The 14,439-nt window shown below is 63.6% G+C and carries 12 protein-coding genes; 5 read left to right on the top strand and 7 right to left on the bottom strand.

The annotated features are described in order from the left end of the window. Window positions 1-23 precede the first annotated feature (23 nt). Together BLW08_RS17010 and BLW08_RS17005 are read right to left on the bottom strand one after the other, a co-directional pair. A complete protein-coding gene (locus BLW08_RS17010; protein WP_091326571.1) occupies window positions 24-1,442 on the bottom strand; it encodes an MFS transporter in 1,419 nt (472 codons plus the stop codon). After that, window positions 1,439-1,978, bottom strand: coding sequence for a winged helix-turn-helix transcriptional regulator (locus BLW08_RS17005; protein WP_090817346.1), 540 nt, complete (start codon window positions 1,976-1,978; stop codon window positions 1,439-1,441). Before BLW08_RS17005 ends, BLW08_RS17010 begins: the two co-directional genes overlap by 4 nt. A 246-nt stretch (window positions 1,979-2,224) precedes the next feature. On the opposite strand from BLW08_RS17005, the gene BLW08_RS23925 reads away from it, so the two are divergent. After that, window positions 2,225-3,022 carry a peptidoglycan-binding protein gene (locus BLW08_RS23925; protein ID WP_175538738.1) on the top strand — a complete coding sequence of 266 codons (798 nt, stop codon included), beginning with the start codon at window positions 2,225-2,227 and terminating at the stop codon, window positions 3,020-3,022. 116 nt (window positions 3,023-3,138) lie between these two features. Continuing rightward, on the top strand, window positions 3,139-5,277 hold the full coding sequence (locus tag BLW08_RS16995; protein WP_091326570.1) for a phosphocholine-specific phospholipase C: 2,139 nt from the start codon (window positions 3,139-3,141) through the stop codon (window positions 5,275-5,277). Here BLW08_RS16995 and BLW08_RS16990 read toward each other — a convergent pair. The 4 genes from BLW08_RS16990 to BLW08_RS16975 form a co-directional block, all read right to left on the bottom strand. Then, on the bottom strand, window positions 5,274-6,608 hold the full coding sequence (locus BLW08_RS16990) for a glycosyltransferase 87 family protein (protein WP_091326568.1): 1,335 nt from the start codon (window positions 6,606-6,608) through the stop codon (window positions 5,274-5,276). The two genes, BLW08_RS16995 and BLW08_RS16990, sit on opposite strands and share 4 nt — an antisense overlap. 3 nt (window positions 6,609-6,611) lie before the next feature. Beyond that, the gene (locus BLW08_RS16985) at window positions 6,612-7,781 is read right to left on the bottom strand and encodes a cystathionine gamma-synthase (RefSeq protein ID WP_090817338.1); all 1,170 of its coding nucleotides are present in this window, start codon (window positions 7,779-7,781) and stop codon (window positions 6,612-6,614) included. A 46-nt stretch (window positions 7,782-7,827) separates the two neighbouring features. Further along, entirely contained in the window at window positions 7,828-9,213 is a 1,386-nt protein-coding gene (locus BLW08_RS16980) for a cystathionine beta-synthase (RefSeq protein WP_090817335.1), read from the bottom strand. A gap of 91 nt (window positions 9,214-9,304) precedes the next feature. After that, entirely contained in the window at window positions 9,305-9,697 is a 393-nt protein-coding gene (locus BLW08_RS16975; protein WP_090817332.1) for a VOC family protein, read from the bottom strand. Between the two features lie 143 nt (window positions 9,698-9,840). On the opposite strand from BLW08_RS16975, the gene BLW08_RS16970 reads away from it, so the two are divergent. From BLW08_RS16970 to BLW08_RS16960, 3 genes are all read left to right on the top strand, one after another. After that, a complete protein-coding gene (locus BLW08_RS16970; protein WP_091326566.1) occupies window positions 9,841-10,812 on the top strand; it encodes a DNA-3-methyladenine glycosylase family protein in 972 nt (323 codons plus the stop codon). A 106-nt stretch (window positions 10,813-10,918) separates the two neighbouring features. Further along, window positions 10,919-11,893 carry an ATP-binding cassette domain-containing protein gene (locus BLW08_RS16965; protein WP_091326564.1) on the top strand — a complete coding sequence of 325 codons (975 nt, stop codon included), beginning with the start codon at window positions 10,919-10,921 and terminating at the stop codon, window positions 11,891-11,893. Continuing rightward, a complete protein-coding gene (locus BLW08_RS16960) occupies window positions 11,893-12,705 on the top strand; it encodes an ABC transporter permease (protein WP_090817326.1) in 813 nt (270 codons plus the stop codon). Before BLW08_RS16965 ends, BLW08_RS16960 begins: the two co-directional genes overlap by 1 nt. Here BLW08_RS16960 and BLW08_RS16955 read toward each other — a convergent pair whose 3' ends face one another. After that, window positions 12,706-14,382, bottom strand: coding sequence for an AMP-binding protein (locus tag BLW08_RS16955; RefSeq protein ID WP_091326562.1), 1,677 nt, complete (start codon window positions 14,380-14,382; stop codon window positions 12,706-12,708). It abuts the gene before it with no gap. Window positions 14,383-14,439: the final 57 nt, after the last annotated feature.

The raw sequence follows: 14,439 nt of genomic DNA, 5'->3' as shown, positions 1-14,439 counted from the left end.
TGCGGGGCCTGACGGACCCCGTATCAGGCAACCGCCACGGGTTCCTTCTTCGCTGCGTCCTTGCGGATGGTCGCGCTGATGACCGCGGCCACTGTGCACATGGCAGCGGCACCAAGCCAGGCATAGTTGTAGTGCCCGGTGGCGTCACGAATGAAACCAGCGGCGAGCGCGGCCGCGGCAGCCCCGAGCTGGTGGGCTGCGAAGACCCAGCCGAACACCACCGAGCCGTCCGCGCCGAACACCGAGCGGCAGATCGCTGCGGTGGGTGGCACGGTGGCTACCCAGTCCAGCCCATAAACCACCACGAAGATGATCATGCTTGGTTCTACTGACGAACCCAGCAGCAGCGGCAGCACCACCAGGCCGATCCCCCGGAACTGGTAGTACACGGCCAGCAGGACTTTGGGGTTGAAGCGGTCGGTCAGCCAACCGGAGGCAATGGTCCCCACGATATCGAAGATCCCGACGACGGCCAGCAAACCTGCCGCCGTGGTTTCCGGCATACCGTGATCATGCGCCGAGGGAATGAAGTGCGTGCCAATCAGCCCGTTGGTGGTGGCCCCACAGATCGCGAAGCCCGCTGCCAACGCCCAGAAAGTCCGCACCTTGCTGGCACGTTTGAGTACCTGGAGTGCCCTCACAGCGGCGTTGGCCGAGTCCTTGGGAGCGGAAGCCGCGGACGACGCAACCGGATGGTCCGCGCTGGACGTGGTGCCGGCGTCGGCCGCTTCGGCATCGGGAACGTCGGCACCATACGGCAAGACCCCGACGTCGGCGGGTGAGTTCCGCAGCCAGCGCAGCACCAGCGGGACAACTGCGAGCGCACCGGCGGCGATGAGAAGCGAGGCACCCCGCCATCCGGGATTCTGCGCCAGAGCAGCAATGAAGGGAAGGAACACCAACTGGCCCGCAGCGCTCCCTGCAGTCAGGATGCCGATCACCAGTCCACGGCTCTTGGCGAACCAGGTGTTGGCGATGGTCGCGGCGAAGACGAGGGCCATGGAGCCTGTACCGAGTCCGATCAGCAGGCCCCACGTCAGAAGGATCTGCCAGGACTGATTCACCAAGACGGTGAGCGCTGAACCCATGCCGATGAGGCACAGCGCCAGCGAGGTGACTTTCCGGATGCCGAAGCGTTCCATCAGGGCGGCAGCGAACGGCGCCGTCAGCCCGAACAGGACCAGGTTGATGCTGACCGCCAGGGACAACACCGTGGTGGACCATCCGAATTCCTGCTGCAGGGGGACCATCAGCACTCCAGGTGCTGCACGGAAACCGGCCGCTCCTACCAAGGCAAGGAAGGCTACTGCGGCAACAATCCAGGCCGGGTGGATCCGGCGTCGTTTGCCTGAGGGAACACCCTTCGTTCCGGACTGGATTCCTGTCTTTTCCTGGACCCCCGTCTTTTCCGGCGGAGTCCCTGTGACATCGGGAGCGGTCATGCGGAGATCTCCGTTTCGGGGGTGAGGGTTACGGGAGTTTGGGTTTGGGTGGGTGCGACGGCGAGTGGCAAGGCATGGGCGCTGCGTTTGAAGCTGTGCCAACTGGTATTGGCGGCCGTGAGGGCTATGCCGCAGTGTGTGCAGGTGTCCGCTGACATGGTGGACTGTCCGCACTCCGTGTGGATGACCTTCATGTGAGACACCTCGTTGGGGGCGTCAAGGTGTTTTTCGGCCCAGATAATGATGGCGTTGAGGACTGGCAACGCGTCCTCGCCCTTGGGAGTGAGGACGTACTCCTGCCGGGTCCGGGTTCCGTCCAGGTACGGGCGCTGGGCCAGCAGACCTGATTCCACCAACCAGCCGAGCCGCTTGCTGAGGACGTTGTCCGCTACCTCAAGGCGTTGTTTGATGGCATCGAAGCGGCCATTGCCGAAGAAGATCTCCCGGAGGACCAGGCTGCCCCAGGGATCCCCAAGGACGTCGAGGCCCCGGGCGAGGCTACACGTGCGGGCAGACCAGTCAGAACGAAGAGGCATGAGCACAAAGTATCTGACTTTTCTAAAGAAAGCTAGGTCGAGACGCTTCGTGAAAGTTCACGTCAACCATGGCCATCAGCTGCCCCTCCTGCCGCCAGCACCCCCGAAACCAAGTAGCGCCCCATAAAAGACGAGTATCCCCATCGGGTTCCCAACCGCCAGGGAGTTCCTACAATCAAAAGTGTCTGGGGATTCTGAATATCCATTCCGGCTTCCTTAGCGGATCCACTCCCGCTTGGAGTTCCCATGACTCTGCACGGCGACCCACAACTGCCCCTCCCTCCGGCAACCGAAGCACCCTTCCGATTCCGGCGCGGAGCGCCTGGCGCAACCCTCAAGTCCCTTGTGGCGGCTGGAACCATGCTTGTGGCCATTGCCATGACGCCGCCGCTTCCGGACTTCGGCCCGCCCCAGCCTGCCGGCTCATCCATCGCCCTGGACTCGGTGTCATTCCAGCGCCTGGCGACTCCCGCCATCGCGGGTCCTCCACATGATCCGGCTGCACCAGCGCCAGCCGAACCTCCAGCCGAACCAGCACCAGCCGAACCTCCAGCCGAGCCACCGGTCGCAGCCCCGGAGGAAGCCCCGGAGGAAGCCGCCGCACCAGCTCCAGCCGAGCCTCCAGCCGAAGCTCCCGGGACGCCGTCCGCCGTCGTGATTCCGCCAACCGAGGCCGCCCCACAGCCCCCGGCCACGGAGCCCCAGCCGGCACAGCCCGGCTGGACCATCTACGTGGCCGGATCCGGAGGTCAGGATCTGGTTGACGCATGCATCGGGCCGATCCACTTCACGCCGACCGACAGCTACTCCCTGTTCATTACCGAACACGATTTCTGCGGCGGTTGGGCACGGTTCTCCGGCATCGGAGTGGGCCAGCCCGTCACCCTTGCCGGCTATGGAAGCTACATAGTGACAGCGCGTGGACAGGTACCGTTGGGCGGCACCACCAGCGATGTCCTGGCCGTCTTCGGCGGCTTTCCCAGGGCCGTACTGCAAACGTGCATCCCTGGAACCAGCCAGATGCTGGTGATAGCGCTCAATTAAAGAAACCCAGCGTGATCTGCGCGACACACCCCGCTGGTTTGCCTTGGTTTCATCGGCGGTTCACTCGACGTGCCTACGCTTGCCCGGTCAACTCTGACCACGAAAGGCACTCCTGAATGTCCTCGAATATCCCCGATTCGGTTAATCGTTCAACCAATACGAAGGGACTGTCCCGTCGCGGATTCCTCGGTACCGCCGCTGCCGCAACGGCACTCGCAGCTACCGGGTCCCTCTTGCCTCCCTCAGTACAGGCTGCGATGGCAAAGCCCGTGCCGCCGGGAAGCCTGCAGTCCATCAAGCACGTGATAGTTCTCATGCAGGAAAACCGCTCGTTTGATCATTACTTCGGCTCCCTGCGTGGCGTCCGCGGCTACGGCGACAAGGCGATCACGCGTCTTCCCAACGGCACGTCGATGTTCGAGCAACCCCGGGCCACGGGCGGGAGCGTGCTGCCGTTCTCCCTCCGCAAGGCGGCGGAACTGGCTGGCAGGCCGGGTTCCGATATCCAGTACCTGGGCGACCTGGACCACTCCTTTGCGGGCACCACCACCGCGTGGAACAACGGCTGGTGCGACAAGTGGATTCCGGCAAAAAGCGCGTCCACCATGACGTTCTACCAGCGCCAGGACATCCCGCTGCAGTACGAGCTCGCTGACACTTTCACCATCTGCGACGCCTACCACTGCTCTGTCAATGGCTCCACCAACCCCAACCGCAATTATCTGTGGAGCGGCACCACCGGCAACGAGCCGGCCAGCACCAAACGTGCCGTGACCAACGCCGCCTACAGTTACACGCACGGTGGCTACAGCTGGACCACCTACCCCGAGCGCCTGGAAGAGTCCGGTATCTCCTGGAAGATCTACCAGGACTGGGACAACTTCACGGACAACGCCGTGGAGTACTTCCAAAACTTCAAGGCGATAGGCCGCAAGATGCTGGCGTCCGTGGAAGGAAACTTCCGGACCACCGAAGAGTTCTACGACACGATCAAGGGCAAGGCGCCCGCTGAGCAGGATCGCCTGCTGGCCCAACTTGAGCAGGGCCGCGCCGTTCTCACGGACTCCGAGAAATCCCTGTTCGACAAGGCCATGTGGCGCGGCCGGCCCAACACTCTCCTGGAGCGACTCAGCGCTGACATAGCCGATGGAACCCTGCCGAGGGTCAGTTGGCTGGTGCCGTCTGCAGCGGATTCCGAACACCCGGGAGCATCCACTCCCGTGGGCAGTGCAAACTTTGTCTACCGCTTGCTGGACACCGTCGCCAGCCACCCGGACACATGGAACAGCACGGCGATCTTCCTGAACTTCGACGAGAATGACGGCTACTTTGACCACGTCCCTCCGCCCGTCCAGCCGCGCCCTGCGTCCGGCGAGTCCACCGATTGGACCACCGCCCAGCCCATCGGACTCGGCCCCCGTGTTCCCATGACGGTCGTCTCACCATGGACGGTGGGAGGCTACGTCAGCTCCGAGGTCTTCGACCACACCTCCGTCATCCGTTTCCTGGAACGCTGGACCGGTGTGCAGGAACCCAACATCTCGCCGTGGCGCAGGGAAGTCTGCGGCGACCTGACCGGCGTTTTCAACTTCCAAACGCCCGGCACGCCCCCGGTTCTGGACCACCCAGGCGCCGTGCCCGCCAAGATCAGCCGTTGGCGCCCAAATCCCCCGGAAATCCAGGTGGCCCCGCTTCAGGAGCCCGGCCCCCGCCCAGCCAGGCCACTCCCCTACCGGCCACAGGTCTCAGCAACGGTCCGGCCTGGCAAGCTCGCCCTGGCTCTGGGCAACAGCGGCACACGGTCCGCTCACTTCACCGTGTATGGCTATGCGGGCGAAGTCTCCGAACCCCGGCACGTGGACGTCTTGGGTAGCCAGAAGGTGGAACTCCCCCTCGCCTCCGGCACTTTCGACGTCGTCGTCACCGGTCCCAACCGGTTTCAGTACGAACTGACAGGTACGACGACGGGCGCCGCGTCCGGCGTCGACGTCACCGTTAAAGGTCGCCGCGGTAAGAAAGCCGTGGAGCTGGAGTTGCGCAATGACGGCACCGAAACGTTAACACTGCAGCTGGAGTCGCTGCAGTATGCGCCGAACAACCACACCGTGAAACTCAAGGCCGGGCATACGAAGAAGGTCGGTTGGGACACCCTTGCTGGTTGGTACGACGTTCAGGTGACGTCGGCAGAGGACAGCTCTTTCAGGCGTCGCCTGACCGGCCGTGAAGAAGACGGCAACGAGGGCATCTCCGGCTAGGTCCGGTGTGGAGAATCCGGTCCTTGTTCGTTGTTCGCGCCGTACACCGGAGAGGACAACGAACGGGGGCCGGATTCGACGGACCGTGCCCGGGAGGGCCGGTAGGCCAAAACCCAGTAGACCAGCATGGCGATCCCGCACACCACACCGAGGCTGGAGACCATGAGCTGCCACTGGGTCTGTGGGTCCTTGCCCCACTCGGCAGCACCGGCCCACACTGCCAGATTCTTAGGGGTCATGTAGAAGGCAATGGTGGAACAAACCACAATGACCCAACCGGCCGTACGCATCTTCCCGGTATGTGAGGGAACCCGGTGCATGGCGAACGCCATGCTAGGCAGGGCAACGGCAACCCATACCCAGTGGTGCGACCACGAAACGGGGCTGATCAGAAGCATCAGGATGGCCGTGGCGGAGACTGCAATGAAGTTCTCGTCAGCATCCACAGCCCACTTGATGACCAGGGCAGCAATGAACGCCAACCCCAGGGACAGGACCAACCACAGCAAACTGGTGAGCGGGGAGTCCGGCATGCCGAAGTGCAGCAGCAGCCCCTTGACGGACAGATTGTCCACATACGCCGGTCCACCGATACGGCCGGTGTCCGGCAGGATGGTGGTCCAGAAAGCAAGTGAAGCTTGCGGCAACGCAGCCCATGCCACCGCGATGGAGCCGAAGAAACCCGCAGCCATCCAGCCAAGTGCTTTGAAGTCGCGGCGGACCAGGAAGTACAGACCGAATGCCAGCGGCGTGAGCTTCACCCCGGCGGCCAGGCCGATCAGGAGGCCGGCGGGCCAGCGGATGGCGCCTGCGCGCACTTTTCCGTAGAGCAGGAAGTCAAGCAGAATCACACCCATCAGAATGATGTTGATCTGGCCGAAGACGAACGTGTCCCGCCATGGTCCCAGGAGCAGTATGGCCCCTGTGCCCACCAAAGCCGTGGTGCGGAACCGGTAATCGGCGAAGGCCTCCCGCCAGGTGGTCGCCCGAAAGTAGTGCTTGGCCAAGGAAGCGGCTACCACTGCGGCCCCCACCAAGGCCACCACGATGAACACCAGGCTGCTGGCAAAAAAGCCCATGGCTGACAGTCCGGCGAAGAGCAACGCCGCGAAGGGCGGGTACGTGAACGGCAGGCCTTCCCGGACGGCGTAGAGATCGCCGCCTTCCAGGACCTTGTCGCCACCGTAGAAGTACACCTCAAAGTCGTTCAAGGCGGGCTGGTAGTCGGTGTACAGGAACCACACTGCAACGGCGAGGGTCAATGCCCCCGCCACGGTGAGGGTCCAGCCACGCCTGGCGGTGGAAGCCACCGGGTGAGAAAGGGAAGTCACGTGTTAGCCGTTGCTGATCTTTGTGAACGCCTGCTCAAGGTCCGCGATCAGGTCCTCGGCTTCTTCGATGCCGCAGGACAGTCGCAGGAGGTTGACGGGAACAGCCAGCTCGGTGCCCTTGACGGAGGCGTGGGTCATCTCGGAGGGGTAGTTCATGAGGGATTCGATGCCGCCCAGTGACTCCGCGAGGGTGAAGACGGACGTGGATTCGGCAACCGTGCGTGCTGCTGCCTCGCCACCCTTGAACTGAACGGACACCATGCCGCCGAACTTCTTCATCTGCTTGGCTGCAAGCTCGTGGCCCGGGTGGTCAGGAAGGCCCGGGTACAGGACAGCTTCCACCTCGGGACGCTGCAAGAGCCATTCAGCCACCGCCTGGCCGTTCTCGCTGTGGCGGTCCATGCGGACGCCCAGGGTCTTCAAGCCACGGGTGGTCAGGAAAGCATCCATCGGGCCGGAAACAGCACCAACGGCAAACTGGATGAACCCGATTTTCTCCGCAAGCCCAGCGTCCTTGACCACGATGGCACCGCCCACAACGTCGGAGTGGCCGCCGATGTATTTGGTAGTGGAATGGACCACGACGTCGGCCCCCAGGGCCAGCGGCGTCTGCAAGTAGGGAGAGGCGAAGGTGTTGTCCACCACCAGGAGGGCACCGGCGTCGTGCGCCACGGCGGCGAGTGCCTCGATGTCGGTGATTTTCATCATCGGGTTGGACGGCGTCTCCACCCATACAATGCGGGTCTTGTTCGCTGTGACTGCTGCAGCCACGGCATTGAGGTCTGACATGTCCACGGGCGTGTTGCCGATGCCCCAGTCACCCAGGACGCGATTGATGAGACGGTACGTGCCACCGTAGGCGTCGTTACCCAGGACGATGTGATCGCCCGGGCGGGCGACTGCACGGATCAGGGAGTCTTCGGCAGCCAGGCCCGAGCCAAAGGAGAACGCGGCTGTTCCACCTTCCAGTGCGGCCAGCTGCTCCTGCAAAGCGTCGCGCGTTGGATTCCCGCCGCGGCCGTATTCGTAGCCGGAGCGCAGGTTGCCGATGCCGTCCTGGGCGTAGGTAGAGCTGAAATGCAGCGGCGGCACCACGGCACCGGTCCGCGGTTCAAAGGCCTGTCCGGCGTGGACGGCGCGTGTATTGAACCCGGCGTTGTTGGTGGCAGACATGGAAGCTCCTCTGTGTTCGTTGGACGATTGGATCGGGCGCGGAGCGCTAATTGCTCAGGTACGCCAGAAGGTCGTGGCGGGTCAGGATGCCCACCGGGGCGCCCGCAAAGGTCACCATCACGGTGTCGACGTCGGACAGCAACTCGCGTGCGGCGGAAATGGTTTCCAGTGAGCCAATCACGGGCAGGCGGTCACCCATGTGTTCGGAGATCTTGTCGGTCAGTTTGGCTTCGCCGCGGAAGAGTTTGCTGGTGAGGCTTCGCTCGTCCACGGCTCCCATGACCTCGCCCATCACCACGGGCGGCTCCTGTGAGAGGACCGGGATGTGGGAGACACCGAACTCGTTCATGATGTTGATGACATCGCGGACGGACTCGTTGGGATGGATGTGCACCAGGTCCGGCATCTCACCGGTCTTGGATTTCAGGACTTCGCCCACGGACGCTTCTTCACCGCCGGAAAGGAAGCCGTAGGAACGCATCCATTGATCATTGAAGATCTTGGCAAGGTAGCCGCGGCCGGAATCCGGGAGGATCACCACAACCACCGCGGACTCGTCCAGATCCTTGGCTGCCTGCAGCGCGGCCACCACGGCCATGCCGGAGGAGCCACCCACCAGGAGGCCTTCTTCCCTGGCCAGGCGGCGGGTCATGGAGAAGGAGTCGGCATCGGAAACGGCTATGACGTCGTCCGGCACGGAGGGATCGTAGTTGTCGGGCCACATGTCCTCCCCAACGCCCTCAACAAAGTACGGGCGGCCCGTGCCGCCTGAGTAGACCGAACCTTCCGGGTCCGCGCCGATGACCTTGACCCGGCCGCCGTCGGACTCTGCCCGGTCAGCGGAGACCTGCTTGAGGAAGCGGCCCGTGCCGGTGATGGTGCCGCCCGTTCCGGCGCCGATGACCACGTGCGTGACCGTGCCATCGGTGTCCTGCCAGATTTCCGGCCCGGTGGATTCGAAATGGCTTCCGGGAGCGGCAGGGTTGGAGAACTGGTCCGGTTTGAAAGCGCCCGGGATCTCGCGGACCAGGCGGTCGGAAACGCCGTAGTAGCTGTGGGGGCTGTCGGGGGCAACGGCCGTGGGCGTCACCACAACCTCGGCACCGTAGGCCTGCAGGACGGCGCGCTTGTCCTCGCCCACTTTGTCCGGCACAACAAAAACGCACTTGTAGCCCTTTTGCTGCGCCACGAGGGCCAAGCCCACACCCGTGTTCCCCGACGTCGGCTCAACGATGGTCCCACCTGGCTTGAGGCGGCCGTCCTTCTCCGCGTCTTCGATCATCTTCACGGCGATCCGGTCCTTGATGGATCCGCCGGGATTGACGTATTCGAGCTTCACGAGGACGGTGGCTTTGATCCCGTCCGTTACGTGGTTGAGCTTGATGAGCGGCGTATTGCCGATGAGGTCCAACACGGACTGGGCATACTTCATAGGTACAAAGTTACCGCCTGCCTGCAGTGGGTCTTGCTTCGGCCCCGTACCCGGCAACCACGGCCCGGGCGGGCAAGGGGCAGGGCACGGACTACGTTCCGGCGGAGGTGTCGGTCTGCCACACACCCAAAACGTTGCCCTCGGTGTCCTTGAAGTAGGCGTACCAGCCCATGGTGGGTACTGCGTCCTTGGCCTGGACCACACTGCCCCCTGCGGATTCCACCTGTGCCAGGGCAGCATCGATGTCGTCCACGTCAATGGTGATGATGGGCGTCGTGAGGGTTTCCGTCCGCGGGAACAATGCCCCGTTGATGGCACCCGGCTCCTTGGGGGTTCCTGTTTGCTCGTCGGAGGGGGCGGTAATGGCGATGGTGTAGTCCATCCCTTGCATGGGGCTCAGATTCCAGCCGAAAGCACTCTCATAGAAAGTGTTGGCCCGCTCTTTGTTGTCCGTAGGAATCTCAAAATGCACTATTGCGGCCATGATTGGCGCTCCTTGCTTCCTGGAAATGTTACTGGGATGTGGCGCGGCCCACCCGCGCCACATCAGGGAGTCTAGCGTTGGCCGCCTGCCGCCGTAAGGGCTCCCAGGAGCAGATTGTCAGCCGGGCGTGGGACCATGAAAACATGACCATCGCAGAGGCCCCGCCACTTGTTGCGGCCGCGGCAGATGCGGCCGCTCGATGGCACCCCGGCGGTTCCTTCCGCTTGGACCAGACCATGTTTCCGCTCATGCGCGGCAACGCTGATCCCTCCTTCGCGGCGCACGCCAATGGTTTCTGGACGGCCTTCACCACCGCCTCCGGACCGGCCACCTTGAGGCTCTCCGCGGGCGGTTTGGGGGCTGGTTCCTTTGTGGATGCCCAATCGTGGGGACCCGGAGCCGGGGATGCGGTTGCCGGAGTGCCGCGGCTGTTGGGCGCGGAGGACGATTGGTCCGGCTTTGACGAGCCCGCGTTCCATTCCACGCTCCCGCGCCTCGTCACGGAAGCACGACGTCGGAACCTGGCTGTGCGGCTGCCTTCCACCGGGCGGGTGGTTGACTCCCTGGTGCCCACCATTTTGGAGCAAAAGGTCACCACTTTGGAGGCGAGGCGAGGCTACCGGTACTTGATGTATCGCCATGGGACGCCGGCGCCGGGCAAGGCCCCCGCGGGGCTCTTGGTCCCTCCCACCGCCAGGCAGTGGTTGGCCATCCCGTCCTGGGAGTGGCACAAGGCCGGGGTTGGACCACAACGTTCAGCCACTGTGATGCGGGCGCTGCAGTCCGCCGTCGCGCTTGAGCGGCTGGCCGGGGTGGACTCCGCCCAGGCCGGCGCCAAGCTTCAGACCATTCCCGGTATTGGCATTTGGACCGCAGCTGAAGTTGTCCAGCGGACGCACGGTTGCCCGGATTCAATCTCCGTGGGCGACTACCATCTGGCGTCCTACGTGGGTTATGCCCTGACCGGCAGGAAGACTGATGACGCCGGCATGATCGAACTGTTGGAGCCGTGGCGTGGGCATAGGCAACGCCTGGTGAGGATGTTGTATTTGAGCGGCTTCCGGAAACCCACTTTCGGGCCGCGAATGACCGTTCAGGATCACCGCGGGCACTAAGTTTTCATCGCGGACGGGAGCTGTCCGCAAGGGCATGGACGACCCTCCCCGGCGGGTATACCTTGGCGCGTAGGAGCCATCACCAGCCGTCCATGGAGTCCCTGGAGTGACCGTGATCCACACCAAGAAACTCACCAAAACCTTCACCGTGAAGAAGGAAACGGTGGAGGCCGTCAAGGGCGTGGACATCGACGTCGCCCCGGGCGAACTCGTCGCCTTCCTGGGCCCTAACGGTGCAGGCAAGTCCACCACACTGCGCATGCTCACCACGTTGCTGAAACCAACGTCGGGGTCGGCCACGGTGGCAGGGGTCGATGTCCAGAAGGATCCCGCCGGCGTCCGTGCCCGCATCGGGTACATCGGCCAAGGCAACGGCGGTGGGCACAGCTACCGTGTGATCGACGAACTCATCATGCAGGGCCGCTTCTACGGGATGAACACCAGCGATTCGAAGGCCCGGGCTGAGACGCTCATGGCGTCCCTCGACCTGGGCGACCTCGCCAAGCGGACGGTCATCAAGCTCTCCGGTGGGCAGCGGCGACGCATGGATGTGGCGCTGGGGCTGATGCACTCCCCCGGCCTTCTGTTCCTGGATGAACCGTCCACGGGCATGGACCCCCAGAACCGCGCCAACCTCTGGGAGCACATCATGCGGATGCGCGAGGAACACGGGACCACCATCGTGCTCACAACGCATTACATGGACGAGGCCGACTCCATGTCCGAGCGCGTGATCGTGATCGACCACGGCACCATCATCGCGGACGACACCGCCTCCCGGCTCAAAGCGAACCTCGCCGGTGACCTGCTCGCCGTGGAGGTTGCCGCAGGCTCGGCGTCCGAGGTACGTGGCTTGCTGGGCCGCGCGGCCGCCGAAGGCGACATCCAGGAGAACGCGTACGACGGCGTGGTCCGCTTCCGCCTCCGGCTGGCACAGGGCGCACGGCTTGCGCCGGGGCTGCTGAAGGAAATGCACGACGCCGGCGCTCCCGCCCAGTCGCTGGAACTCAAACCGCCTACGCTTGACGACGTCTTCCTGGAACTCACCGGCCGCAGCCTGCGGGAAGGAGCTGAAGTCTGATGATCGGACAAGCCGTGAGCCCTGGAGTCGTCCTCCAGAAACGTGGGCCCCGGAGCGTCGTGACGGATACGTGGTTCGTGTTCTGGCGGGAGATGTTGTTGCCGCTGAGGGATCCGTTCTCGCTGATTTTCTCCCTCATCCAACCGTTGGTGTTCCTGGGGCTGTTCGGGCCCTTGTTGGGCTCGGCTGTTGGTGCCCCGGCGTTCGGTGGCCAGTCGACGCTGCAATGGTTCCTCCCGGGCGTGGTGGTGATGATTGCGCTGTTCGGCACTTCGATGACCGGCTCAAACCTGCAGTACGAACTGATGACCGGTTCCTACGAGCGGATCCTGGCCACCCCGTTGTCCCGGTCTTCGCTGATGATCGGCCGGGCGCTGAAGGAGTGGGCTCCCTTGGTGGTCCAGGGCCTGCTGATCTCAGTGGTGTGCATCCCGTTCGGCTTCGTGTTCCATCCGCTGCATGTGCTCTTGGGGTTGGTCATCCTGGGCATCTTCGGCATCGGTCTGGGCGCCCTGTCCTACGCGTTGGCGCTGGTCTCGCAGAACAAAGAATGGATCTTCTGGGGCGTGCAGCAAACTTTGCTGTTCCCGCTGATGATCCTCTCCGGCATCATGCTGCCCATCGAGGCGGGTCCGGGGTGGATGAAAGTGGCCAGCCTCTTCAATCCCCTGACCTACCTGGTCAACGCCGAACGGGAGCTGTTTGCCGGACGCATTGGCATGGATACGATGTGGGGACTCGTCGCCGCCGTGGTGACTGCCGCCGTCGGGCTTGTGGTGGGAATCCGGACCATCAACCGGAACACCAACTAGCTACAGGTGCAGGCGGGAGACCGCTTCCTGCCGCATCTCCACTTTCCGTACCTTGCCCGAGACCGTCATGGGGAAGCTCCCGCGGACATCGATGTAGCGCGGGATCTTGTAGTGGGCCAGCTTTCCCCGGCAGTACTCTGCAAGGTCCTCGACGGTGAGCGTGGTCGCGCCGGGTTTAAGGATGATGCAAGCCATGAGTTCCTCGCCGTACTTATCGTCCGGAACACCGATCACCTGAACGTCCTGGATGGACGGGTGCAGGTACAGGAATTCCTCGATCTCGCGGGGATAGATGTTCTCGCCGCCGCGGATCACCATGTCCTTGATGCGGCCCTCGATCACCACATAGCCGCCCTGGTCCATCCGGGCAAGGTCCCCGGTGTGCATCCAGCCCTCGGCGTCGATCGCCTCTGCGGTCTTATCCGGCTGGCCCCAGTAGCCCTGCATCACCGCATAACCGCGTGTGCAGAGCTCCCCGATCACACCATGCTCCACTACCTCGCCCGAACCCGGATCCACGATCCGGCTCTCCAAATACGGCATGGTCCGGCCCACCGTGGTGGTGCGCTGCTCCAAGGTGTCCCCGGCCCTGGTCATGGTGGAAACCGGCGAGGTTTCCGTCATGCCATAGCAAATGGCCACATCCACCATGTGCATCTCTTCGATTACCCGGCGCATGACCTCAATGGGACATAGGGAACCGGCCATCACACCGGTCCTGAGCGTCGAAAGATCGTAGGATCCGAAATCCTCCAGCGCCAACTCTGCGATGAACATGGTGGGCACTCCGTACAGCGACGTCCCCCCGAAGTCCTGCACGGCTTCCAACGCGGCCGACGGATTGAAGCCGCGGCCCGGAATGATGGTTGCCGCTCCGAAGCTCAGGGCATTCACATTGCCGATTACCATGCCGAAGCAGTGATAGAACGGCACCGGAATCACCACGCGATCGCGCTCGGTGTACTTCAGGAGCCTGCCGATCGAGTTCCCGTTGTTCAGGATGTTGTGGTGGGTCAGGGTTGCACCCTTGGGGAAACCTGTGGTTCCGGACGTGTACTGCAGGTTGATGGGATCGTGCGGGTCCAGTTCCGCCATGCGGTCACGGACTGCGGATGGCCCGACGCCGTCAGCCCGGGTCAGGAGCTCTCCATAGCTCAGTTCGTGGCCGGCTTCCGGAACCCCTGCCGTGAGTCCAATGACCGGTTCGCCGGGGAGGAAGACCAATTCCCTGAGCTCGGGACACGTGCCCGCAGCTTCCCTGGCCATGCCAACGTAGTCGCTGTTCTTGTCAGACGGCGCGGTGACCAGCATCCGCATCCCGTTCTGTTTGACCACGAACTCCAGCTCGTGGCTGCGGTACGCCGGGTTCACGTTGACCAGCACCGCCCCGATCTTGGCTGTGGCGTATTGCAGGATGGTCCATTCGGCGCAGTTGGGGCTCCAGATGCCGATCCGCTCACCCTTGGCCACCCCTTGTGCCAGCAATGCGCGGGCCAGGCGATTGACGTCGTCGTTCAGTTTTTCGTAGCTCCAGCGGCGGGCGTCTCCGCCAGGAACGGCAGCCGCTTCAATCAGTGCGTCCCGCAAGGGAAACCGGGCGGCGATGCGCTCGAAATGAGCGCCGATGGTCTCTTCGAGCAGCGGGACGTCAGTGTCTCCGGCAGTGTAGGACAACATGACGGAACGCTACCAAGGGACTGCCCGCAACAGAACCGTAACCACCTCCAGCAGCTC

Source organism: Arthrobacter sp. cf158, from assembly GCF_900106835.1.
Lineage (GTDB): Bacteria > Actinomycetota > Actinomycetes > Actinomycetales > Micrococcaceae > Arthrobacter.
This window is presented reverse-complemented; position numbering and strand designations above follow the sequence as displayed.

What these genes read in the sequence shown, in the direction of transcription:
- BLW08_RS16960 (WP_090817326.1), top strand. Translation starts at nt 11,893, where the DNA reads ATGATCGGACAAGCCGTGAGCCCTGGAGTCGTCCTCCAGAAACGTGGG.
- BLW08_RS23925 (WP_175538738.1), top strand. Translation starts at nt 2,225, where the DNA reads ATGACTCTGCACGGCGACCCACAACTGCCCCTCCCTCCGGCAACCGAA.
- BLW08_RS16985 (WP_090817338.1), bottom strand. Translation starts at nt 7,781, where the DNA reads ATGTCTGCCACCAACAACGCCGGGTTCAATACACGCGCCGTCCACGCC.
- BLW08_RS16980 (WP_090817335.1), bottom strand. Translation starts at nt 9,213, where the DNA reads ATGAAGTATGCCCAGTCCGTGTTGGACCTCATCGGCAATACGCCGCTC.
- BLW08_RS16975 (WP_090817332.1), bottom strand. Translation starts at nt 9,697, where the DNA reads ATGGCCGCAATAGTGCATTTTGAGATTCCTACGGACAACAAAGAGCGG.
- BLW08_RS16955 (WP_091326562.1), bottom strand. Translation starts at nt 14,382, where the DNA reads ATGTTGTCCTACACTGCCGGAGACACTGACGTCCCGCTGCTCGAAGAG.
- BLW08_RS17010 (WP_091326571.1), bottom strand. Translation starts at nt 1,442, where the DNA reads ATGACCGCTCCCGATGTCACAGGGACTCCGCCGGAAAAGACGGGGGTC.
- BLW08_RS16970 (WP_091326566.1), top strand. Translation starts at nt 9,841, where the DNA reads ATGACCATCGCAGAGGCCCCGCCACTTGTTGCGGCCGCGGCAGATGCG.
- BLW08_RS16995 (WP_091326570.1), top strand. Translation starts at nt 3,139, where the DNA reads ATGTCCTCGAATATCCCCGATTCGGTTAATCGTTCAACCAATACGAAG.
- BLW08_RS17005 (WP_090817346.1), bottom strand. Translation starts at nt 1,978, where the DNA reads ATGCCTCTTCGTTCTGACTGGTCTGCCCGCACGTGTAGCCTCGCCCGG.